This window comes from Rhodococcus sp. BL-253-APC-6A1W (genome assembly GCF_012843405.1).
In the GTDB taxonomy this organism is placed as follows: Bacteria; Actinomycetota; Actinomycetes; order Mycobacteriales; family Mycobacteriaceae; genus Rhodococcus.
This window is the reverse complement of the sequence record NZ_JABAFB010000011.1, coordinates 67,811-90,052: the sequence shown is the minus strand read 5'-3', so window position 1 is coordinate 90,052 and position 22,242 is coordinate 67,811. Positions and strand designations below refer to the sequence as shown.

Sequence of the window (22,242 nt, the reverse complement as noted above, 5' to 3'; positions counted from 1 at the left end):
CGGCCGGGCGCCGCACCCGGACGGCCCGGCGTCAGTTGAAGCCCATCACCTGACTGCCCCATGCCTGCCGCAACGCACCGTCCGGGTCGGCGACGACGGAGTCCTGCGCGTCGAGCAGCAGCGTCAGCCTGTGCTCCGGCTCGTAGGGCGGCCAGTGCGCGGATCCGTCCAGCGCCGCCGGCACACCGTGGTGTGCGAACGCCAGCCACCGCCGCCGGATACGTTCCGCCACCTCCGACGCCGCTTTCCTGCCGCCCAGCCAGAACGTGGGGTCCCGCCCGAGCGTTCCGAAATTACCGAACACATACGGCAATTCGGTGGCATGGCCCGCGCCGATCCGCGCGGCGCGCAGGATCGGGGTGGCGTGATCGAAGCGATACACCCATGTCGGAGAGTGCACGCTGTGCGCCTCGGCAACCCAGACCACCGGCATCCGGAAACCCGCGTCGCCCGAGAGTGCGAGCGCGCCACTGGTTTTCGTGAGGTCCGGGTATGCGGCGATGATATCGGCGAGGCGGTCCGGTTCGAGGTCGGGCCGGTCGTCGGCGAGCGCCTTGAACATTGCCTGGATCGCGGTGTCGTTCACCGGCATCAGAGGCGACTTCATGAATCTGAAGATGGACGGTTCGTCCTTGTTGGAGCCGATGATGAGCGGAATGCGGTGCGACAGACCCTTCTGGAACGCGGCGACCGGATACTTCGGCACCAGATCGCGGTCTACGACGGGCGTCATCGCCAGGGTGCCGGGCACCTTCGTCGGCACTTCGCCGACGAGGATTTCCGATGCCTCGACGAGCGTATCGGTGGGCATGGTGAGCAACTCCCCGACGCGGGATCGCGGTAGTTCGAGAATCTCGAGGAAACGCTCGGCAGCCATGGCGGCGCGTTCGCGCCCGTAGACGGAGGTAGCGGGAGGCGATTGCGCAATGGCCTTGTGGAAGAGGCCTTCCGCTCGAGGGACGGTCATCAGGGTGGTGACGGAACCGCCTCCGGAGGACTCCCCGAACAAGGTGACGTCGTCCGGATCTCCGCCGAATCCTGCGATACAGTCTCGCACCCATTCGAGCGCTGCGATCTGGTCGCGCAGTCCGACGTTGCTTTCGAAGGTGGTCTCCTCAGTGGAAAAGGACGACAGGTCGAGAAACCCGAGAGGCCCGAGCCGGTAGTTGAGAGTCACCACCACCACGTCGCCGGTCTCGCACAGCAGGCGCCCGTCGTAGATCTTCTGCCCCGAATATCCCAGCACGTACGCGCCGCCGTGGATCCACACCATCACGGGCCGTGCTCGGCCGTCGGGTTCGGGCGCCCATATGTTGAGGGACAAGCAGTCCTCCCCCATCGTCATCCCCGGCTCGATGCGGATGGGGCTCTGGCGGCTCTGCGGAGCGATGGGCCCGTATCTGTCACAGTCGAGCACGCCGTCCCACGGTGTGGGTGGCTCGCACGAGCGGAAACGCCGGGCGCCCCCGGTGGACGCTGCGTACGGGATGCCCTTCCACGAGAACACCGGGCCGTCGCGGTATCCGCGTACCTGCCCGTACTTGCAGTCGACGGTGAGCGTTGCAGTGTCCACGTGACCTCCCGATGACCCGACCATTCGCCAACGTACCAATCACGGCTACGCGGGCAGACCGACTCCGGTGAAACCGGGTGGGACGGGAGGTCAGGAAGCGGACGCCTGGGGGCAGGACTCGTGGTCGACGAGCCTGCAGACGAGTTCGTCGAGAGCGCGACGGAGTTCTCCGGTGTGCGTCTCGGACAGTTCGGGTAGGACGGTGGCCAGCGCGATCGGGACCAGTGATGCCGGGCCGAGCAGAACGCCCATCGCGGCATTCAGTGCCTCGACCTCACGGTGCAGTTCGCGGTAGGTGACTGCCACCGAACCCCGGGTCAGCGCGACCCCCTCCGGCTCGCAGCGGACGGCGCCGGCGAGCATTCGGGGAAGTTCCGACATTGCGGGCCAACTGGTTTCGAACTTCTGCACATCCCCGCCTTCGTCGAACGGTCGTTCTCGGTCCCACTAACATACAGAGAGTTTGGTCCGAATCGAGCAGAATGGGACTGCAGGGGCAGGGGGCTTCGTGCCGCCGGCAACTGGTGCTATGGTCGCGGAGACCGACACGGGGTGCTCCGCATTTGCGGGGCTGAGATCACACCCGTCGAACCTGATCAGGTAATTCTGACGAAGGGATGTTTCGGCATGACCGTGCCTGCACACAGTTCCCCGGCCCCGGGCCGTTTCACCGACTTTCTCCACGACCACACGCGTCCCCTCCGGGCCGCGATCGACGACCTGGAGTTCCTGCGTCGCCTGGGTGACGGAACCCTGCCACTCGACGCGTTCCGCACCTACATCGAGCAGGACGCGTTGTACCTCGCGGGTTACTCGAAGGCCCTCGCGCTGCTCTCCGCGAAGTCGCCGGACGCCGGCACCGGGGCGTTCTGGGCGACGAGTGCCGCCACCGCGGCCACCGAGGAATCCGTTCTCCACAACACCCTGCTCTCCGGTGGCGTGCTGCCCCCGTCATCAGGGCCGATCACACACTCCCCGGCGTGCCTGGGCTACGTGTCGTATCTGACGGCGACTGTCGCCACCGCGCCGTATCCGGTGGGGGCCGCCGCCGTGCTGCCCTGCTTCTGGATCTATGCCGAAGTAGCCCGCGACCTCGCAGTTCACGCGGCAGATGTCCTCTCCGCGAATCCCGCACACCCGTACGCACAGTGGGTGGCCGCATACGACGACGAGGCGTTCCGGGCATCGGCCACGACGGCCCGCGAACTCGTCGACGCGGCGGGCGCAGCCGCCACGGACCGCGACCGCGAGGCAATGGCCGAGGCGTTCACGATCGCCACCCGGTACGAACTCATGTTCTGGGCCGACGCCCTCGACACTCGTCCCTGGCCCGGTTCGTGAGGCTCGGCCACCGCCTCGGAGTCTTGCTCGTCGCTCTGGGCGCGCTGGCCACCGTGCCCGCGTGCGCGAACGATGAGGCCTCGGACGGCACCATCCGGTTCGCCCTCGACTGGACTCCGAACACCAACCACACCGGGCTCTACGTGGCCATTCGGGAAGGACTGTTCGAGCAGGCCGGACTCGACGTCGAAATCCTGCCGTACAGCAACACCACGCCGGATCTGCTGATCGACGCCGGGGCCGCCGAGTTCGGAATCTCGACACACTCGCAGGCGACGTTCTCCCGCGCCGCGGGGTCGGACACCGTCACCGTCCTGGCCCCGCTACAACACCGCGCGACCGCGATCGGCGTGCGGGCGGACCGGGCCGACCTGCAGTCCCCCCGGGACCTCGACGGTCTCACCTATGCCGGGTTCGGCGATCCCGGGGACAACGAAACGTTGAGTCAGGTGATCCGCAACGACGGTGGCACAGGGGAATTCACCTCGGTCGTGCTGGGCACCTCCGCGTACGAGGCGGTGTATTCCGGTACCGCCGACTTCACCGTGTCGTATGTCGCCTGGGAAGGCCTCGAGGCGCAACACCGCGGCCTGCCCATGCGGTACTTCGCGCACAGCGACTACGGGTTCCCCGACGCCTACTCGATCGTGGTCGACGGCAACGAGACCTGGATGTCGGAGCATCCCGACAGCGCCCGGGCGTTCATCCAGGCCCTGCAGCAGGGGTACCGGATAGCCGCGGACGATCCGCAGCGCGGAGCGCAACACCTCATCGACGCCGGTCCCGGCTTGTTCACCGACGAATCGCTCGTTTTCGAGAGTCAGCAGATGTTGTCGGCGGATTACATGCGCGACGACAGCGGGCAGGTCGGCACACTCGATCTCGAGCGTTGGTCGGGATACTCCCGGTTCCTGTTCGAGGCGGGCCTGCTCGCCGGAGCGGACGGCGCCACACTGACCGAGGAGCCCGACTGGTCGGCCTACTTCACCGATGCCTACCTTGCTCCCTGAAAAGACTTGGCGGAGGGGCACAGCCGGACGTCTGCACGCCCTGCTGCCCGCCGCGACCGTGGCCGTGCTGATGGTCGCGGGGTGGGAATGGTACGTACGGACGACCGGCATCCGGCCACAGGTCCTGCCCCCTCCCAGCCGGGTTCTCACGCAGGGATGGGCGCATCGCGCCGATCTCGCCGGCCACGCCGCGGCGACCTTGCAGGTCACCCTCGCCGGGTTCGCCGTGTCGTTGGTGATCTCGTGGATACTCGCGGTCGCGGTGGACTTCTCCGGCTGGCTGCGGCGCGCGTTCGTACCCTTGTTCGTGGTGTCGCAGACGCTCCCGATCATCGCGATCGCACCGTTGATGATCATCTGGTTCGGATTCGGTCTGCTGCCCAAGATCCTGGTCATTGCCCTGGCCACGTTCTTCCCGATGACGATCGGTTTGATCGAGGGTTTCGCGGCAGCCGACCGGGAAGCCGGCGCGCTGATGCGAAGCATGGGCGCCAGTCGCCGGCAGGAGTTCAGGTACGTGCGACTCCCCTCGGCACTGCCCCGTTTCTTCACGTCGTTGCGTATCGGAATCACCTACGCGGTGGTCGGAGCAGTCTTCGCCGAATATGTCGGTGCCACTTCCGGACTCGGTATCTATATGGCGACACAGAAGAACTCCTTCCGCACCGACCTGGTGCTCGCGGCGGTCGCCGTCACCGCGGCCGTCTCTCTGCTCCTGTATCTGCTCACCTACGCCGCGGAGCGACTCGTCGCGCCGTGGGCATCGACGCCGGAGACCCGGCCGTGAGCGCGGTGTCCGTGACCGGCCTACGCCGGTCGTTCGGCGGTAACACCGTCCTCGACGGTATCGACTTCGACGTGGCGGCCGGAGAGTTCGTCTCCGTCATCGGACCCAGCGGGTCGGGCAAATCCACGCTGTTCGGTGTGATCGCCGGACTCGACACGCCCGACGCCGGCGCCGTCTCCATCGGCGGAACTCCCGCAGCACCCGGCCGGGTGGCGCTGATGCCACAGAAGGATCTGCTGTTTCCCTGGCGCAGCGTCCTCGACAACTGCACCCTCGGACTCGAGGTCCAGGGCACCCCGCGACGCCGGGCCCGGGAGCGGGCCCGCTCGTTGTTTCCCGCATTCGGACTTTCCGGATTCGAACACGCGCGGCCGGGTCAACTCTCGGGCGGGATGCGGCAACGAGCGGCACTCGCCCGCACCGTCCTTCAGGGGCGCGATGTACTGCTGCTCGACGAACCGTTCGGCGCCCTCGACTCGCTCACCCGCACCGACATGCAGTTGTGGCTACAGGGCGTCCGGGACCGCGACCGGTGGACGGTGCTGATGATCACCCACGACGTCCGGGAGGCGATCCTGCTCTCCGACCGCGTCCTCGTTCTCTCGGCCCGGCCGGCCACCATCCGTCACCAGGTCCGGGTCCCGCTCCCGCGGCCTCGGTCGCTACGGACCCTCACCGACCCTGCGTTCGTCGACGTCGAACGCGAACTGGTGTCGATGCTGCACGAAGGCCGGTGACGCACGGCCGGAACGCGTCTCACACCACGCCGAACGCTTCCTCGAGATCGGTGAGCGACTGCTCGATATGCCCGAGCAACCGTTGCAGACTCGGAAGCGTGCGGCGGCATCCGACGATCCCCACGTCGAGCGAGCCGTCGGTGTTGGTGACCGTGATGTTCAGGGCCTGCCCGTCGAGCACCACGGAGGTCGGGTACACGCCGTCCAGCCGTGCTCCCTTCCAGTACAGCGGTTCTCGCGGACCGGGGACATTGGAGATGATGAGGTTGAACGGCGGGGGCGTGAAGCGCACGACGCCGGGTACGGGTGTCAGACCGAGCGGAGCGATGTTGGCCGCCGACCAGACCAGAGCCTCGACCGGCGTCAGCCCGCGGAACAGCGCCTTCCCCTCGCTCATCGAGGCACGAATCACCCGAAGCCGTTCGGCCGGGTCGGGGGAATCGGTTCCGAGATTGCACAGCGTCACCCCCACCGAGTTCCCGCCCGCATCGATCCTGTCGGCCGTGCGCAACGAGACCGGCACCATCGCGACGAGGGGATCCTCGGGCAGTGCGTCGAGTTCGAGCAGGAACGCGCGGAGGGCACCCGAACACACGGCCAGCACGACGTCGTTGACGGTCGCGTCCGCCGCGTCGTGCACCCGTGCGATGCGGTCGAGCGGCCACGAGCGCGACGCGAACCGCCGCGCGCCGCCGATCGGCACGTTGAAGATCGACCGGGGGGCTTCGAACGGTAGCGCGACGCTGCGCTGCCCCACGAGGGTGCTTGCGACCCGCCAGACGCCCGCGGCGGCTTCGACCGCGTCACCGGCCAGTCCCCGCACCGCCCCGACAAGTGCGGTCGGTGTGGACAGCAGCCCGTTGCCCTGTTCGCCGGTCGCCGCGGTGGTGGGGCGCTCGTGATGCGGCAGGTTCCACGGAACCCTCGTCTCGGAGGAATCCGGATCGGGATCGAGCGTGCGGTGCAGCAGACGAAGGCCCGTCACACCGTCCATCAGCGAATGGTGCAGTTTCGTGTACACCGCGAACCGCCCACCTTCGAGCCCCTCGACGAGGTACATCTCCCACAGTGGCCGATGCCGGTCGAGCAGAGTGCCGTGAAGCCGGGACACGAGGGCGAACAGGTCCGTGGACCGTCCCGACGCGGGAAGCGCCGAGTGCCGGACGTGGTATTCGAGATCGACCTCCTCGTCGACCGACCACCACAGGTAGCCGAGGCTGGACACGGGATGCCCGGGGCGTTTGCGGAACGCCTCGTCCACCACCTCGGTCGCGAGGAACTGCGCGTACAGGTCGGACACGTAGTCCGGACCCGCACCCTCCGGTGGAGTGAACACTTCGAGCGATCCCACGTGCATCGGATGCTCTCTCGATTCTGCGAGCAAGAAGATCGAATCGGTCACCGGCATGATCCCCACGGGCTCTGCCCCCTTCGCCAGTCCCTCATGTAACGCACGTCACACGGCATCGTACGTCGGGGGTACTCTGGAAAATCCGGGGTTCGCACGTTTCCGAACCGGACGCGCATCGCCGGGCGCCGAGCGACGGGTACCGCCGCACGGGTGCAGCGGTACAAGGAGGTGCCGGCGACCATGTGTAGTGCAGTAACGAAGGCAGCAGTACCGAACACGGCAGCGATCCCGTCCCCCGACCGGCCGCCGCTCGTCAGAGAGTTCGCCGGGGTGAGTCTGCAGTCCCGTGCACTGTCGATGTCCGTCCGGCGCACTGTCCGGCCGTTCATCGAGGCATGGGCGTTCACGCCGTCGCTTCCGTGGCCCGCGTCGCTGGTCGACCGGGCCGCGTTCTCGGTTCGTCCGGTCCAGGGCACCCGTCGGCACCAGGTGCGATTGCCCGAGTGCCGCGCGGAATTCCTCTACACCGGCAACGCGGGCGACCAGCAGGCCGTTCTCTACCTCCACGGCGGAGCGTTCCTGTGCTGCGGGCTCGCGACCCACCGCAATCTCGTCTCGCGGATCTCGTCGGCAACGCAGGCCCCTGTGCTGTCGGTGGGCTACCGGATGCTGCCACGTCATCCGATCCGCCGGTCGGTCGAGGACGGGATCGCGGGCCTCCGGTGGTTGCTCTCCCGCGGATATCCCATCGACCGGATCGTCGTCGCGGGCGACTCTGCCGGCGGCTTCTTGACATTCGCCGTCGCACACGAGGCGCTGCGCCTCGGGCTCGGCCGGGTGGCCGGCACCGTCGCGTTGTCGCCGCTCACCGACCTCGACCCGTTCCCCAAACTCGATCACCCGAACTCGTACCGGTGCGCCCTGTTTCCGCGACGTGCCGTCCCCGTCCTTCTCGGCCTCGTCCGGCGCGCCGAGAGCCGCGGGGGCGAGGGCTACGCGCCCGTGGTGTCGCCCGTGGACCTCGACCTCACAGGCATGCCGCCCGCGCTCATCCAGACCGGCTCGGAAGAGATGGTCTACACCGATGCCCGATTGATGGGCGAGCGCCTCGAAGCGGCCGGAGTGCCGGCGGAAGTGCAGGTCTGGGAGAAGCAGATCCACGTGTTCCAGGCTGCCGCCGGAGTGGTCCCCGAGGGGACGCGCGCACTCTCGGAGGTCGGGCGGTTCGTCCGCGCCCTGGGTTGACGATTCCCACGGGGATCAGGGTGGGGTGACGAGGAACCCGCGCCGTACGGGACGAGAGAGACGTCAGTTCCAGTTGTCGATCTTGACGTCGTGGGGATCCGGAGTGCCCGTGCCGGTTTCGATCAACGACTTCAGGCTCATCAAGAACAGTGCCCACTTGGTGCTGCAGTGGTGCATGAATTCCACCGGTTCCTTCCAGCCCCGATGGCCGAACAGCACGATGGTGTAGTCGCCGACCTGCTCGAGGTCCCAGGACACGTGTGTGCCGATCCATTCCTCGGGTCCGTCGATCACCTCCCAGAGCACCCGCGTATCCGGATCGAGTTCGAGGACCTTCATGTCGAATCCTCCGGCCCCGAACCGGAATCGCAGCGTGCCGCCGACGTCGTCGCCGTCACCTCGGGTGTCGGTCGTCCACCAGCCGGCAAGCCGCTCGGCGGTGGTCAGGGCGGCATAGACCTGCGCCACCGGCGCCTCGATCCCGACCCTGTGCAGGATGTCTACCATTTCGGGTACTTCCTTTCCGGTGTTGTTGCGTCTCCGTCACGTCACGGCGATGTGCCGTTCCGGTCCGTCTCACGCTCGAGAGCCTCGGCGACCCGCTTGATGCGCCGGAGCCTGGCATCCCACCCCGACCCCACCGAGGACAGCTGCGCGACTGCGCGAGCGAGTTGCACCTCGTCAACCCGGTACTTGCGTTCCCGCCCGGCAGGCGCGACGTGCACCAAGCCGACCCGGTCCAGCACACCGAGATGTTTTGCGACGGCCTGCCGGGTCACGGGGAGATGTTCGCTGAGACCTGTTGCGGTGCCCTCGCCCTCCGTCAGGAGCAGGTCGAGCAACCGCCGACGGGTCGGATCCCCTATCGCCGACCACAGATCGTCGTCGACCGACACGCTCATGGAGTGACAGTCCCCCAGCCTGTCTCGGCCCCGAACGGGGCGAGTTCGACGGCAACCGGTTTTCTGTCCATACATGCTCCATATGCAACTGGTGGTTGCACATCACGCTAGCCCTTCCCTCACTACAGTGCAACCATCGGTTGCGCACCGGTCGGGTTGCCTGTCTCCCATTCCCGCCGGTCCGGCCAGGAGCGGTGCGGTCGGTGCGGTGTGCCGAGCGCGGTGTCGGTAGGGGCGACTAGTGTTTTTTGGCACGGGTCGAAGCCCTGAGAAGGGACCGGAGCAAGGAAGGGGGCCGAACATGGCCGAGGCGCACAACCGCTTCGACCGCGACGTCGATCTGGCGTGGCGGGAATTCCGCGCGCGACTGGCCGACCACGTCGCCGCCATGCAGGACGGCGACGGCCTGGTACTCGAGCCTCTCGCAGAGGAGTCGGCCGGGCCCGCCGGGCCGTGCGTGCAGTTCTACGCATGGGACGAAGACCAGGTGCGGTGCGAGGTGCCGTCCAACACCCATCTCGCGGACGACCGCAGGTTGCGCCCGGAGGACGAGGCGTTGCTGCTCGAACTCGGGCTGCACGCGCCGTCGCGTGGCGCCGACGACCCGGAAGACGGTGGATCCCCCGCGTTCTGGATCGACCGGCCGCTGGCGTGGGCCGATCAGCTCGCCGAACTGTCCGTCCGTGCGCTGCGCGAGGTCTGGGGCGTGCCGCATCCGTTGTTCCTGCGGTCCGAGACGTTCGGCGCGGGACGCACACCGGTGTTCGAGCCGGCCGGGCCACGGGCCGAGAGCCGCCCGGCGGTGCTTTCCCAACTGGCCGTCGAACCCGTGAGCGAGGACCACATCCGCGAGCTGATCGAATCCACCGTGCACGACCGCATCGGCGAGTGCCCCGCCTGGGACGAGGACGGCGATCTGATTCTCAAGATCGACGGAGTGCTGGTGTTCGTCGGCGTCGGTCCGGGTGGCGCGTCGGTCGACCTGTTCGCCCCGATCGTCCATTCCATCACCGGCCGCACCCGGGCGGCGGAAGTGGCGTCCGATCTCAATCGGCGCTGGCCCCACCAGAAATTCGTCCTCGTCGACGACCGTCTCGCCGTGGTGAACCACCTGCCCGCGTCACCGTTCGTACCCGCGCACCTGGTGTCCGCACTCGACGGGCTCGCACAGTTCCTCGAAACCGTCGACAACGCGTTCGCGTCGCACGTCGGCGGCATGCCGTTGCGCGAACAGGAACCCGACCACGAGTGTGTCCCCGAATCGTTCGAGGATCCGCCGTGGACACCCGCGGGAGAAGAAGATCTTCCGCTGCCACTGCTGGCACTGCGCGACTTCCACCTCGACGGCAAGGTCGAAATCCCCACGAGGACGGTCGCCGCGATCGGCGATTGGGAGTCCGAGCACCTGCAGGCGTTCCTCGACATGAGCAACGAACAGCAGGTCGGCTGGGCGAGTGAAGCACTCGCGCGCGCTGCCTCCGGGAACGACGACGGCGTGGCCGAGGCGGACGCCAAGGCACACCAGTGGGAGCTGACCGGCCGCTCGCTCACCGCCGCACTCGAACTCCTCGAGCGACAGGGCGACGAGCCGAAGCAGCGCGCGCCCCGCTCGAAGCCGCTCCCGCCCGACCAGCCCGCCCTGTTCGACAACCCCGACGAACCCACCCTGTTCGACGGCTTCGGCGACTGACCGTCGGCAGCTACCGGGTCTGCGTCTGCGACCGGCCCGGCTTGCTGGCATGATTCGACATCGTGACGTCGACGGAAAATCTACGAGAACTGGCCGGCCATCACGGGATCTCCACGACCTACGTCGGCTGGGACGGCGACGAGCACGATGTTTCGGACCGCACGCTGCAACGGATCCTGGCAGCGCTGGACGTTCCCGCCGCCACTCCCGAGCAGATCTCGGCCTCGCTCGCCGATGTACCCGACCGGCCGTGGCGGCAGATGCTGCCGCCATCCCTGGTGGTCACGGAGAACGAACAACGGACCTTTCCCGTCCACGTCCCGCACGGCGACCCGGTGTCGGTGTGGGTGGTCGACGAGGACGGCCGTGAGGTCGCCGTCGAGCAACTCGACATCTGGGTCGACCCGCGTCTCGTCGACGACCGGCTCGTCGGCCGGGCCACCTTCGCGGTGCCCCGCCTGCCCCTCGGCTGGCACACGCTGCACGCGCGCAGCAACGACGTGGAGAGCACGGCGACACTCGTCGTCACGCCGGTGCGACTGGCGACAGCCGACCGAATCCTGCAACAGCAACGCTGGGGCCTTGCGGCGCAGTTGTATTCGGTACGGTCACGCCGTTCGTGGGGTATCGGGGATTTCGCCGATCTCGCCGACCTCGCGGCCGTCACCGGCGGGCACGGCGGAGATTTCGTCCTGGTCAATCCGGTGCACGCCGCCGAGCCGGTCCCGCCACACGAGCCGTCGCCCTATCTCCCGTCGTCCCGCCGGTTCGTCGACCCGCTGTACGTGCGGGTCGAGAACATCCCCGAAACCGCGTATCTGCCGCGCAAGCACCGCGCCAAGCTGGACGAGAGCGCAGCCCGCTTCACGAAGGTGAACAAGAAGGCGGCGCAACTGGACCGCGACACCACGTACCGGGCGAAGCTGGACATGCTCGAGCATGTGTACCGGGTGCCTCGCGGCCCCGCGCGGCAGGCACGGTTCGACGCGTTCTGCGCCCAGGGCGGAGCGGCGCTCGACGACTTCGCACTGTGGTGTGCGCTGGCCGAGAAGTTCGGCTCCCGGAAGTCGCAATGGCTCACCCGCGCGCCGTCCCCCGACGCCCCGGGCGTCGGCGAACTCCGGGAGAAACTTGCCGGCCGAATCGATTTCTATCGGTGGTTGCAGTGGGTGTGCGACGAGCAGCTCACCGACGCACAGGACAGCGCTCGCGCCGCCGGGCTCGACATCGGGATCGTTCACGACCTGGCGGTCGGTGTGCGCCGGGACGGCGCCGACGCGTGGACCCTGGGTGATGTGCTCGCCTCGGGCGTCACGGGCGGCGCTCCCGCGGACGACTTCAATCGCAACGGGCAGAACTGGAATCAGCCACCGTGGCGGCCGGACCGACTCGCGGAGGTGGGCTACCTTCCGTACCGCGATGTGGTGCGCTCGGCACTGCGTCACGCGGGAGGTGTCCGGGTCGATCACATCCTCGGATTGTTCCGTACGTGGTGGGTCCCGGAAGGCTTCTCCCCCGCGGACGGCGCCTATGTACGGAGCGACCACGAGGCCCTGATCGGCATTCTCGCGCTCGAGGCGCAGCGTGCCGATGCCGTGGTGATCGGCGAGGATCTCGGTGTGTTCGAGGAGTGGGTGCAGGAGTATCTGGCCCGGCGCGGAATCGCGGGCACGTCGATCCTGTGGTTCGAGAAGGACGGCGACACCCCTCGCTCCCCCGAGACCTACCGCAGGCTGTGCCTGACCTCCGTGACGACCCATGACCTGCCGCCCACGTCCGGTTACCTTGCTGCCGAGCACATCACGTTGCGGTCGGCGCTCGGACTGCTCGAACGCGACCTCGAGACGGAACTGGCCGACGAAGCGGTCGCACGGGATGCGGTGCTGCGGCTCGCGAGGGAACACGGGTTCCCGGTGTCGGAGGACGACTCCGACGACGCGGTCACTGTGCAGTCGCTGCATCGCCTGATCGCGACCAGTCCTTCTGTGCTGCTGGGGCTTTCGCTTGCAGACGCTGTGGGCGAACGACGCAGTCAGAACCAGCCGGGCACCGTCGACGAGTACCCGAACTGGCGGATTCCGCTCGCCGACGAGCACGGCAAGGCGGTGTTGCTCGAGGATCTCGCGGGCAACGAGCGCTTCGCCGCACTCGCAGCGGCACTCTCACCGCCCGCTACCGCTCGGGACTGACCGTGCAGCCACCCGATCCTCGGACCGGGTGGCTGCACGGCAGGAGACTACTTGCGGTACATCGCCTCGATATCGGCGGCGAACCGCTCGGTGACGACATTGCGCTTGATCTTCAGCGTCGGCGTCAGCTCGCCGGATTCCTCGGTCAGATCCCGCTCGAGCACGACGAACTTCTTGATCGACTCCGAATGCGACACCATCGTGTTCGCGTCGTCGATGATCGTCTGCAGAGCGTCGCGGAGAGCCGGATCGTGGCGGAGATCGGCGATCGTCGCGGTGGACGGCTTGCCGTTCTCGGTCTTCCAGTTCTCGAAGACGTCGGGGTCGACGGTGAGCAGCGCGGTGATGAACGACCGTCCGTCTCCGATCACGACCGCCTGCGAAATGATGGTGTGCGACCGCATGCGGTCCTCGAGGGGCCCGGGCGAGACGTTCTTGCCTCCGGCGGTGATGATGAGGTCCTTCTTGCGGCCCGTGATCGACACGTATCCCTCGTCGTCGATCGATCCGAGGTCTCCGGAACGGAACCAGCCGTCGTCGAACACCTCGGCGGTGGCCTCATCGTTACGCCAGTACCCGTTGAACACGACGTTGCCGCGGAGTTCGATCTCCCCGTCGGCGGCGATGCGCGCGCTGTTGCCGCCCATCGGCTGACCGACGGTGCCGATCTTCTGGGCGCCCGGGGTGTTGACGCTGTGTGCGGCGGTGGTCTCGGTCAGTCCGTAACCCTCGTAGATAGGAACGCCGACGCCACGGAAGAAGTGGCCGAGCTTGGGGCTCAGTGCCCCTCCACCCGAAATGGCGTACCAGCACTGGTTACCCATCGCCTCGCGCAGCTTCGAGAAGACCAGCTTGTCGGCCAGCGCGTGCTTCGCCTTGAGGGTGAACGTCGGGCCGCCGTGGTCGAGCGACTCGCTGTATTCGACTGCGGTCTGCTCGGCGAACGCGAAGATGGCACCCTTGAGTTTGCCGCCGGCGGCGGCCTTGGCCGCGGCACCGTCGCGCACCTTTTCGAAGACCCGCGGAACGCCGAGGATGATGTTCGGCGAGTACCGGGTGAACTGTCCCGAGACGGTCGAGAAGTCCGCCCAGTGGGCCTGCGCCGCGCCCGCCTCGAACAACGCGAGCGAGACCGCGCGAGCGAGCACATGGGCGAGCGGCAGGAAGGTCAGGCCGCGGTTTCCGGGCTTGGCGACCGCGCCTACCGACGAGGTGAGGATCGCGCGGACCTCGGACAGGAAGTTGGCGTGCGTGAGCATGCAGCCCTTGGGCCGACCCGTGGTGCCGGAGGTGTAGACGAGCGAGGCGAGGTCGGCCGAGCGGATACCCGCCAGACGCGCCTTCAGTTCCGCATCGTCGACGTCGGCACCTTCGGCGAGCAGCGTGTTGACCGCGTCCGCCTCGATCTGCACGACACGCCGCAGCGTCTCGGGCATGCCGACGAACAGTGCCTCGTGACGCGGGGTCTCGACGATGGCCAGACACGCCTCGGAGTCCTCGAGGATCCAGCGGATCTGCTCGGTCGACGACGAATCGTAGATCGGCACCGACACCGCACCGGCCGCCCAGATCGCGTAGTCGAACAGCGACCACTCGTACCGGGTCGCGGACAGCAGCGCCACACGGTCACCCGGGCGGACGCCGGCGGCGATCAGGCCCTTGGCGACGCCGCTGACCTGTTCCCCGAACTGACCCGCGGTCACACCGATCCATTCGTCGCCCACCGGGCGCGAATACATCACTCGGTGCGGGGTCTTCTCCGCATGTTCGAAGACCGTGTGGACCACGGACTCGTCCTCACCGATGGTGTACTGGGCAGGGGTCGAGTACTCACGCACTGATATCTCCATCGTTCTGGTCGGGAGTCCGGGTGGTGCCCCACTCGACGCCGCTTCGAAAGCGGTGCAAAAGGTGCACGAACCGGTCGAGATCGTCCTTTTCCCATCCGGCGAGACCCGCCCGGATCTCGCCGTGCCTGCGCAGCACGGTGTCGTCGAGGATCGCCCGGCCGCGGTCGGTCAAGCGCAGGGGGTTACCCGTCCTGACCGGGCCTGCCATGGCCTCGACCCACCCCGCCTCGACCGCGTTGCGCACCTGGCGGGACACGGTGGACCGGTTGACGCCGAAGGTCTCCGAGATCTCGGTGGCACGGCAGCCCGGATGGCGGGCTATGAATCCGAGCAGGGAGTGCTGAGCCAGACTGAGCGCGCTGTCGTGTGCGCGCTCCCCGGCTGTCAGGAAGCGGACGAGGTGCACGAACTCGTCGTAGACCTGCGCCACTTCGGTCTCGGCCGGCGTCCCGGCCTGCCACTCGTGTTGCACAGGGCAACTATAGGCGCGGGGTGTGCTGCGACACTAATCGGTACGACCCGTCCCTGTGATCCGTCCACGACCGGCGCGCGAGCAGGCCTGGACCGTTGTCACGCTTCTCGAGGCGCCGCCGGGCGACCGATACCGGGACGGTCCGCACCGCTAGCCTGTCCCTACCGTGACGGCGCACGTGCAGGGAGGTTCGGATGGGTGATGGGGGCGGCCGAGACCTGTTCCGATATCTGGTCGCCGACGAATCCGACGACTACACCGCGGTGATGGACTGCTTCTCCGGTCTCCTTCTCGCCGAGTTGTCCGCCGCGGACATCGCGTCGGCCCTCGCCGCCACGGGCACCCCGCTGCACGCCGACGTGGTCGAGGCGCGCTGCCGCCGGCTCGTCCACTGGGGGAATCTCGCGGCGTCGGGACGCGACACCGGCGGAAGCGCCGTCACCGACTACGTCCGTGCCCGCGCCCGCTATCGCACCACCGTTCCCGGAGCCCGGGTGCACCGGGAGGCCGCCGCGGTGCTGTCGTCGCGTGACGGCGCGCGCGAGGTGGCACGCGAGTCGCTCGGGCGCATCGCCGACGCGCTCGTCCTGATCGACGCCCTGGTCGGAGACTCGGGTTCCGTCGCCGATCCCGACGCGCTCGCAGGCCACGTCTCCGGCGTGTTCGCACACCACCGGATGTTCACCGAGAGCGTCGCCGATTTCTATACCTACCTCGGCGGGGTCCTCGCCCGGCTGGACCTGTCCGACGACGACTACACCGAATTCAAGCTCGTCTTGCTCGAGTATCTCGACGTCGTCACCTCGGATGTCGCGCAGTACGCTCCGCTCGTCGCCACCCGGCTGCGCGATCTGGCACCCCGGCTGGACCTGCTGCTCGCCGCGTTGCCCGGCACAGGCCTGCCCGACCCGGCCGGTGTCGTGCGGTCGCCGGGGCGCACCCGCAGCGACTGGGACGAACTCGCCCGGTGGTACGACGAGGATTCGGGACCGCGCCGGTTGCGGGACGCGGCAGCGCACGCGTTGACCCGCCTGCTGGTACACACGCGGCGACTCACGTCGGCCACACCGGGCTTCTCCCACCGCGCCGACCTGCTGCGGCTCGCCGGATGGTTCGCCGAATCCTCCGACGAGCAGGCGCACCGCCTGTTCGCGGCAACCTTCGGCGCCTACCCCAGCCGGCATCTTCTTCTCGGCCCCGACGAACCCGACCCCCGGGTCGGGCCGGGCACGTCGTGGTGGGACGCCGATCCCGTGCATGTTCCGGTCTCGCTCCGCGAACGCGGCGACCGTTCCCCCCGCGGACGCACGGCGCGCATTCCCGATCCGACGCCCGATCGCACACGTGCCGACGCGCTCGCGACCCAGGAGTCGCAGGAGCGGGCCGCGGCCGTCGAGGAACTGTGCGATGCGGGAGACCTGAACGGCGCACATGTCTCCGACCTCGCCCGCACCCTGCTGCTCGACGCGCTCGGGGAACTGCTGGCCCGCTCGCGGTCGCTCGACAGCCCCGCACGCGTCGACGACCACGACCTCGGTCTCTCCCTCACCGCCGAACCGGGGCCCGACACGGTGGTGCACTGCCCCGACGGTGACCTCACCGTGCACGCGCTCTCGTTGCGGGCCTCGGTGCCCGCCAGCCGTGCACCGACCGGCACCCGTGCACAGACCGACACCGACTCGCAGAGAACAGGTACGGAGTGACCACAACGACGGGCACGGTGGCCCAGGACACCACCGGCCGCCGGCATGCGGCCCGGGTACTGCTCCAGCAGCCGATCCTCACCGCGGCGCAGGACCCCGACACCTTCGAACTGGTACGGCGACACGCCACGGCTCTGAAGTCGATGTTCGCGGAGCAACTGGGATACACACTCGTCGTCGACACCTCGTTCGCGCGGCTGACGAAAGCACCGCTCGACGGTTCGGCCCCGAGCCGGCCCGTGCGTCGCGGCAACGGAGACGAGTTCGGGGCCACCGCCTACATGTACCTCGCACTGGTCTGCGCTGCCCTGCTCGCGCCCGGCGCGGACGACCGCGTGCTCGTCTCGCACCTCGTCGACCAGATCCGCGCCGACGCGGACGAACACGGAATCGCGCTCGGCGACACGCTGTCGGAGCGTCGGCACCTGGTGTCGGCGTTGCAGACGCTCCAAGAGTGGGGCGTCCTCACCGAACCCGGCGGCGAGGGCACTGCCGTCGACGATCTCCCCGGCGACGTTCCGCTCACGGTCGACCGGGCGCTGCTCCCCCATCTGATGTCCGGTCCGCTGCACAAGGCCACCGGACCGGCGGCGATCGTCGCGTCGCCCGCGCAGGAACCGGCGGCGCGCCGGTTGTACCGCCGCCTGGTGGAAGACCCGTTCGTCGCTCGCCGTGACCTGGACGCAGACGCGGTCGACGTGCTCGTCCGCGACCGGGCCGAGCTCACCCGGCGGCTCGACGAGGACTTCGGCCTGGTGCTCGAGGTGCGCACCGAAGGCGCCCTGGCCTACGACCCCGACGGTGAACTCACCGACGCGCCCTTTCCAGGAGCGGGAACGGTCGAGCAGGCGGCGCTGCTGCTCGTCTCCGAACTCACCGACCGCTACGACACCGAACCGGGTGCGGACCTGCACGTCGACACGGCTGCCCTCGATGCCCTGCTGGGTGAGTTCGTGGCGGCGCATGCACGAACGTGGCGCCGTGACTACGTCCGTGATGTTCCGCTGCTCCGACGCGACGTGACGTCGCTGCTGACGCGACTGGGCCTCGCCCGACCCTCGGAGGACGGACTGATGCTGGCCGCCCCCGCCGCCCGTTACCGCCCCACCGCCGCCGAAAGATCTGCCACATGACCCACTCCTCCGACGCTCTGCTCCACGACGACAGCGTTCCGGTACGCCATCCCCATCGCTGGCGACTGTCGCGAGCAGGAATCGTCAACGTGTGGCACTACCTCGACACCGAGTTCACGTTGCCCGGCGGCCGGATGATCCTGCGGGGCACCAACGGATCCGGCAAGTCGCGTGCCCTCGAGATGCTGTTGCCGTTTCTTCTCGACGCCGACCGCAAACGCATGGATGCGACCGGCGCCGCCAAGGTCGACCTCGACGAACTGATGCGCACCGGCGCTGCCGGACAGACCAACCGGATCGGTTATCTGTGGATCGAGTTGGCACGCCCCAACGGTCACCTCACCATCGGTGCGCACATCCGGTACAGCGCCACGGCGCACCGCAGCGAGGTGCACTTCTTCACCACCGACCTGCGGATCGGGCACGACCTCGTGCTCGTCGACGAGTTCCGTGCTCCGCTTTCGCGTGACGATCTCGCCGCCCGGATCGGCGCGGACAAGCTCACCCGCGAACCCGACCGGCATCGTGACACGGTCCGTGACCTGGTCTTCGGGCTCCGAGGCGAGGGTGGCCGCGACCGGTACACCGGGCTGCTGCAACTGCTCCACACATTGCGGTCGCCCGATGTGGGCAACCGGATCGACGAAGGCCGGCTGCCGCAGATCCTTTCCGATGCGCTTCCCCCGCTCGCCGACAACATGCTGGTGGAAGCGGGAAGTCAGCTCGATCTGCTCGGCGAGAGCCGTCGAGCGCAGGCTCAGCTCGAGGCATCGCTGACGCGCGTGCGCCAGTTCCACGCGGTGTATCGGCGCTACGCCGCCGACCTGCTGCGCGCGAGCGCCGACGCTGCGGTCGCCGCGGCCGACCGCGTATCCGACACCCGGCGCGAACTGGCAGCAGCAGAAGCCGACGCCACCGATCTCGATACGCAGGCTGCCGCCGCCGAGACACGACTGCGCGAGCGCCGCGATCAGCTCTCCGAACTCGAGCGCGCGATGCGGGGACTCGAGACCCACGAACTGTTCCGCACCGCAGACGACCTTGCCCAACGTCAGCTCGCGGTCGACGCTCTCGGGCTCGCCGCGGATCAGGCGATCGCCGCGGCGACGCGAGCGCGCACCCACGAGCGCCTCGAAGCAGACCGTGCCGGCGAACTCCTGGACGAGTTGTCCGCGGCGGTCGACCGGACGACCGAACGCCTCGCGCTGGCGAAACGCGAACTCACCGCCGCCACCGTCCCGCACGGCGCACTTCCCGCCGACGTCCGCCTGGACGTCGACCGGGAAGTGCCGGCCTTGCACCCGGTGCGCACCGACCGCGACGCATCCCCCGAGTCGGCGCCGCGACCGACGATCGCGCGGGCGACGCTCGTCCCCGAACAATGCGAGGAGGCCAGGGCCGCAGCCGAATACGCGGCCGCGGCGGCGCGGCGTCGCCGCGAGCAGGCGTCCCGGCGACTGGGAGAGGCCCGGCGACTCGACCTGTGGGGGCGCGGCGTACGCGAAGCGGAGGCAGCCGCCGAGCGCGCCGCCCGGGAAGCCGAACGCGACTCCGCTCAGCGGTTCGAGGCCGCCACCCGGCTCGACGACGCGGCACTGTCGCTGCGGCACGGCTGGCGCGAGTGGCTCACCTCGGACTCGACGTCCGCGCTCCTGCCGGATCTCGACGCAGTCGGGCTGATGCGCCGCTTGTCGGCGTATCTGGAGTCGATCACCGACGCCGACACCGACACCGATGCAGACGCCGACCCGATCCTCTCGGAACTCGGCGCCCTGCCGGCGTTCGCGGCCGAGGCAGCCGTCGACGCGCTGGACGAGACCGCTGTCGCGCCGCCGCAGGACCGCGCCGACGACGCCCGGCGCCGGGCACTGGCGGAGGAACGCGACGCACTCGACGCCGACGACGGGACTCCCGTGGGAGCGCCGTGGCAGTCGCCGAGCAACGGTGTACCGCTGTGGCGGGCAGTCGACTTCGCCGACACCCTCGGTGAAGACGACCGCATCGGCATCGAAGCGGCGCTGCTCGCCGCCGGTTTCCTCACCGCGACCGTGGACGGCGAGGGCAGGCTCCGGGCGCACACCGGCCAGGTCCTCGTCTCGCCTCGCGGCGAACCGCCGCGGCAACCGTTGTCGACGGTGCTCGTACCCGCCCCCGAGACGGACGTACCGCTCACCGCGATCACGGCCGTCCTGTCCGCGATCGGGTTCGAAGACGCCGCTGCGGTCGCGTCGGTGTCGCGGGACGGACGATGGCACAACGGGGTTCTGCGCGGCCGGCACACCGCCGAGTCCGCGCGCTATATCGGCGCGGGTGCCCGCGACGCCGCCACCGCCCTCCGGCGCATCCGGCTCGACGAAATCACCGCGGACCTCGCGGCACTCGACCTCGCCGCCGAGCGCCGGACCGCCGAGCGCGGCGATCCGGCCACGAGCCGGGCCCGGGTGCATGCTCATGCGTCGTCGGCTCCCACGACCGGAGCCCTGGAGGAAGCGCTGCACCGGTACCGGGAGGCCGACGGCCGCGCGCAGGTCAGCGCCGCCGCCGCGGCCGAACTCAGAAAGCACGCCGCGACACTGCGGACCCAATGGTCCACCGATCTCGACACCCACCGAGCCACCTGCACCCATTTTTCCTTGCCGCGGGACGTGGCAGACCTCGAAGCGGTGGTCTCGACCTGTGCGGTCGCAGAGAGAACCTGCCTGGATCTGTCGCGAGATGTCGGTGACGTGCTTGCCGCACGGGACAGACTCGCCGCGGCCACCGACCGTTTCGCGTCCGCGTCCGACGTGCGTGCCGAGGCAGAGGAGAACGCCGAGTCGTGCTGGCACGAGTGGCACGGCAAGGCAGCCGTCGTGGCTGCACAGGTGGAGGCACTCGACGTCGATGCCGCCGATCTCGCTCGCGAGCTGCGCGATTCGGACGCGGAACGCGCGCGCACCGAAGAACAGTGCCGACGCACCGTGACCCATCGTGAGCACCTCGGGAAGGCCGTCGCGGAGGTCCTTCAGCAGTGCGCCGCCGTGCGGGAGCGGCTCCGGCGCGACCGCGACGAACTCGCCGCCGCGGCCGGCCGGCTGTCGGCACAGATGCAACTCCCCGAAATCGCCGCAGCCGCCGACATTCAGGCGGAGCCGCTCGCGCACCTCGACGACCCCGACCACGTGCGCACCGCTGCACAGGCACTGTTGAGCGTGCTGCCCGCGAGCACCGGGACGGGCGACAACCGGATGCTCGCCGCGCTGCAGCGGTTCGATCGCGACATCTCCGATCGTCTCGAGGTCCGGCACACCGTCACCGAGTCCGCGCATGTGGTGAACATCGGCGGCGTCGGCGACGACACCACACCCACCGGTGTGCTGGCCGAGCTCACCAAGCGCGTCGAGGACGAGAGTCGTGCACTGTCCCAGCGTGAACGCGACGTGTTCACCGGTTTCGTGCTGGGCGGGGTCGCCGACGAACTGCGCCGCAGGATCACCCAGGCCGAACAGCTTGTCGCTGCGATGAACACCAGCCTGGCCGACAGCCGCACCACCCACGGGATCGGGGTGCGCATCGCGTGGCGCCCGGTGCGCGAGGATGCGGACGCGGCTCTGGTGACCCGTCTGCTCACCGGGGAGCGGTCACCGGGTGACAGCGAGGAACTCCTCGAGCTGCTGCGTCGCCGGGTGGAAGCGTCACATGCCACCGATCCGTCGGCCGGATACGCCACGCACCTGTCGCAGGCGCTGGATTACCGCCAGTGGCACACGGTCGAGGTGACGATCCTGGGTCCCGAACCCGATCAGGAACGCAGGATCTCCACGCGCGCCAAGATTTCCCAGGGCGAGACCCGGTTCGTGTCGTACGTGTCGCTGTTCGCCGCCGCGGACGGCTACCTGTCCGGACTGCCCGATACCGATCTGGCGCTGCGCCTCGTTCTGCTCGACGATGCGTTCGCGAAGATCGACGAGCCGACCATCGGCGAGCTCATGGGGCTGCTCGTACGGCAGGACATCGACTTCGTGATGACCGGCCATGCCCTGTGGGGCTGCGTCCCGGGGGTGCCGGCACTCGACATCTACGAAGTACGCCGCCTCCAGGACGGGTCTGCGGTCACCACGCGGGTGCACTGGGACGGTCGCACGCGCCACGTGCGTCCGTCACTCCCGTGACCCGGAGCTCTTCCCGGCCGTGACACGGGCCGGGGCCGGGCGATCTCGTCGCCCGGCCCCGGTCCCGGTCCCACTGTCTAGCAGTGTCGTCAGTTCACGCGGTCGTCA

General features: G+C 68.8%; 17 protein-coding genes and 1 riboswitch. Of the genes, 10 read left to right on the top strand and 7 right to left on the bottom strand.

Features of this window, described 5'->3' with window-relative positions:
• Positions 1-31: 31 nt before the first annotated feature.
• Both HF877_RS17420 and HF877_RS17415 read right to left on the bottom strand, forming a co-directional pair.
• Positions 32-1,597, bottom strand: coding sequence for a carboxylesterase/lipase family protein (locus HF877_RS17420; RefSeq protein ID WP_169622452.1), 1,566 nt, complete (start codon positions 1,595-1,597; stop codon positions 32-34).
• A 66-nt stretch (positions 1,598-1,663) separates the two neighbouring features.
• Positions 1,664-1,984 (bottom strand): non-ribosomal peptide synthetase, encoded by a 321-nt coding sequence (locus HF877_RS17415; RefSeq protein ID WP_296551519.1) that lies wholly within the window; start codon positions 1,982-1,984, stop codon positions 1,664-1,666.
• 127 nt (positions 1,985-2,111) lie between these two features.
• Positions 2,112-2,208, top strand: a riboswitch (TPP riboswitch).
• Between HF877_RS17415 and HF877_RS17410 the strand changes: the two genes are divergently transcribed.
• The 4 genes from HF877_RS17410 (at position 2,201) to HF877_RS17395 (ending at position 5,448) form a co-directional block, all read left to right on the top strand.
• Positions 2,201-2,914, top strand: a complete 714-nt coding sequence (locus tag HF877_RS17410) for a TenA family protein (RefSeq protein WP_169622451.1) — start codon at positions 2,201-2,203, stop codon at positions 2,912-2,914. (Overlaps the previous riboswitch by 8 nt.)
• A 23-nt stretch (positions 2,915-2,937) precedes the next feature.
• Entirely contained in the window at positions 2,938-3,924 is a 987-nt protein-coding gene (locus HF877_RS17405) for an ABC transporter substrate-binding protein (protein WP_240952631.1), read from the top strand.
• Positions 3,905-4,711, top strand: coding sequence for an ABC transporter permease (locus tag HF877_RS17400; RefSeq protein ID WP_169622449.1), 807 nt, complete (start codon positions 3,905-3,907; stop codon positions 4,709-4,711). The genes HF877_RS17405 and HF877_RS17400 overlap by 20 nt, the downstream gene beginning before the upstream one ends.
• Positions 4,708-5,448, top strand: a complete 741-nt coding sequence (locus HF877_RS17395; RefSeq protein WP_169622448.1) for an ABC transporter ATP-binding protein — start codon at positions 4,708-4,710, stop codon at positions 5,446-5,448. The genes HF877_RS17400 and HF877_RS17395 overlap by 4 nt, the downstream gene beginning before the upstream one ends.
• Positions 5,449-5,467: 19 nt before the next feature.
• Here HF877_RS17395 and HF877_RS17390 read toward each other — a convergent pair whose 3' ends face one another.
• Positions 5,468-6,856 carry a wax ester/triacylglycerol synthase family O-acyltransferase gene (locus tag HF877_RS17390; protein WP_206037273.1) on the bottom strand — a complete coding sequence of 463 codons (1,389 nt, stop codon included), beginning with the start codon at positions 6,854-6,856 and terminating at the stop codon, positions 5,468-5,470.
• Positions 6,857-7,039: 183 nt separating this feature from the next.
• On the opposite strand from HF877_RS17390, the gene HF877_RS17385 reads away from it, so the two are divergent.
• The gene (locus tag HF877_RS17385) at positions 7,040-8,044 is read left to right on the top strand and encodes an alpha/beta hydrolase (protein ID WP_169622446.1); all 1,005 of its coding nucleotides are present in this window, start codon (positions 7,040-7,042) and stop codon (positions 8,042-8,044) included.
• Positions 8,045-8,107: 63 nt separating this feature from the next.
• On the opposite strand, the gene HF877_RS17380 is transcribed toward HF877_RS17385, so the two are convergent.
• Positions 8,108-8,551 (bottom strand): SRPBCC domain-containing protein, encoded by a 444-nt coding sequence (locus HF877_RS17380; protein WP_169622445.1) that lies wholly within the window; start codon positions 8,549-8,551, stop codon positions 8,108-8,110.
• Between the two features lie 41 nt (positions 8,552-8,592).
• On the bottom strand, positions 8,593-8,946 hold the full coding sequence (locus tag HF877_RS17375) for a helix-turn-helix domain-containing protein (RefSeq protein WP_169622444.1): 354 nt from the start codon (positions 8,944-8,946) through the stop codon (positions 8,593-8,595).
• A gap of 301 nt (positions 8,947-9,247) precedes the next feature.
• Here HF877_RS17375 and HF877_RS17370 point away from each other — a divergent pair, with 301 nt between their 5' ends.
• Together HF877_RS17370 and malQ are read left to right on the top strand one after the other, a co-directional pair.
• Entirely contained in the window at positions 9,248-10,636 is a 1,389-nt protein-coding gene (locus HF877_RS17370; RefSeq protein ID WP_169622443.1) for a hypothetical protein, read from the top strand.
• A 62-nt stretch (positions 10,637-10,698) separates the two neighbouring features.
• Positions 10,699-12,825: a 4-alpha-glucanotransferase gene (gene malQ / locus HF877_RS17365; RefSeq protein WP_169622442.1), complete on the top strand. Its 2,127-nt coding sequence runs from the start codon at positions 10,699-10,701 to the stop codon at positions 12,823-12,825.
• A 47-nt stretch (positions 12,826-12,872) separates the two neighbouring features.
• Here the strand turns inward: malQ and HF877_RS17360 are convergent, their stop codons facing one another.
• Together HF877_RS17360 and HF877_RS17355 are read right to left on the bottom strand one after the other, a co-directional pair.
• Complete coding sequence (locus HF877_RS17360; RefSeq protein WP_169622441.1) at positions 12,873-14,663, bottom strand: long-chain fatty acid--CoA ligase; 1,791 nt, start codon at positions 14,661-14,663, stop codon at positions 12,873-12,875.
• On the bottom strand, positions 14,656-15,147 hold the full coding sequence (locus tag HF877_RS17355) for a MarR family winged helix-turn-helix transcriptional regulator (protein ID WP_169622440.1): 492 nt from the start codon (positions 15,145-15,147) through the stop codon (positions 14,656-14,658). Before HF877_RS17355 ends, HF877_RS17360 begins: the two co-directional genes overlap by 8 nt.
• Positions 15,148-15,341: 194 nt before the next feature.
• Between HF877_RS17355 and HF877_RS17350 the strand changes: the two genes are divergently transcribed.
• The 3 genes from HF877_RS17350 to HF877_RS17340 are packed head-to-tail and all read left to right on the top strand — an operon-like array spanning position 15,342 to position 22,134.
• Positions 15,342-16,850, top strand: coding sequence for a DUF2397 domain-containing protein (locus tag HF877_RS17350; protein ID WP_169622439.1), 1,509 nt, complete (start codon positions 15,342-15,344; stop codon positions 16,848-16,850).
• A complete protein-coding gene (locus tag HF877_RS17345) occupies positions 16,847-17,983 on the top strand; it encodes a TIGR02678 family protein (RefSeq protein WP_169622438.1) in 1,137 nt (378 codons plus the stop codon). The genes HF877_RS17350 and HF877_RS17345 overlap by 4 nt, the downstream gene beginning before the upstream one ends.
• Positions 17,980-22,134, top strand: a complete 4,155-nt coding sequence (locus tag HF877_RS17340; RefSeq protein WP_169622437.1) for a TIGR02680 family protein — start codon at positions 17,980-17,982, stop codon at positions 22,132-22,134. Before HF877_RS17345 ends, HF877_RS17340 begins: the two co-directional genes overlap by 4 nt.
• Positions 22,135-22,242 lie beyond the last annotated feature (108 nt).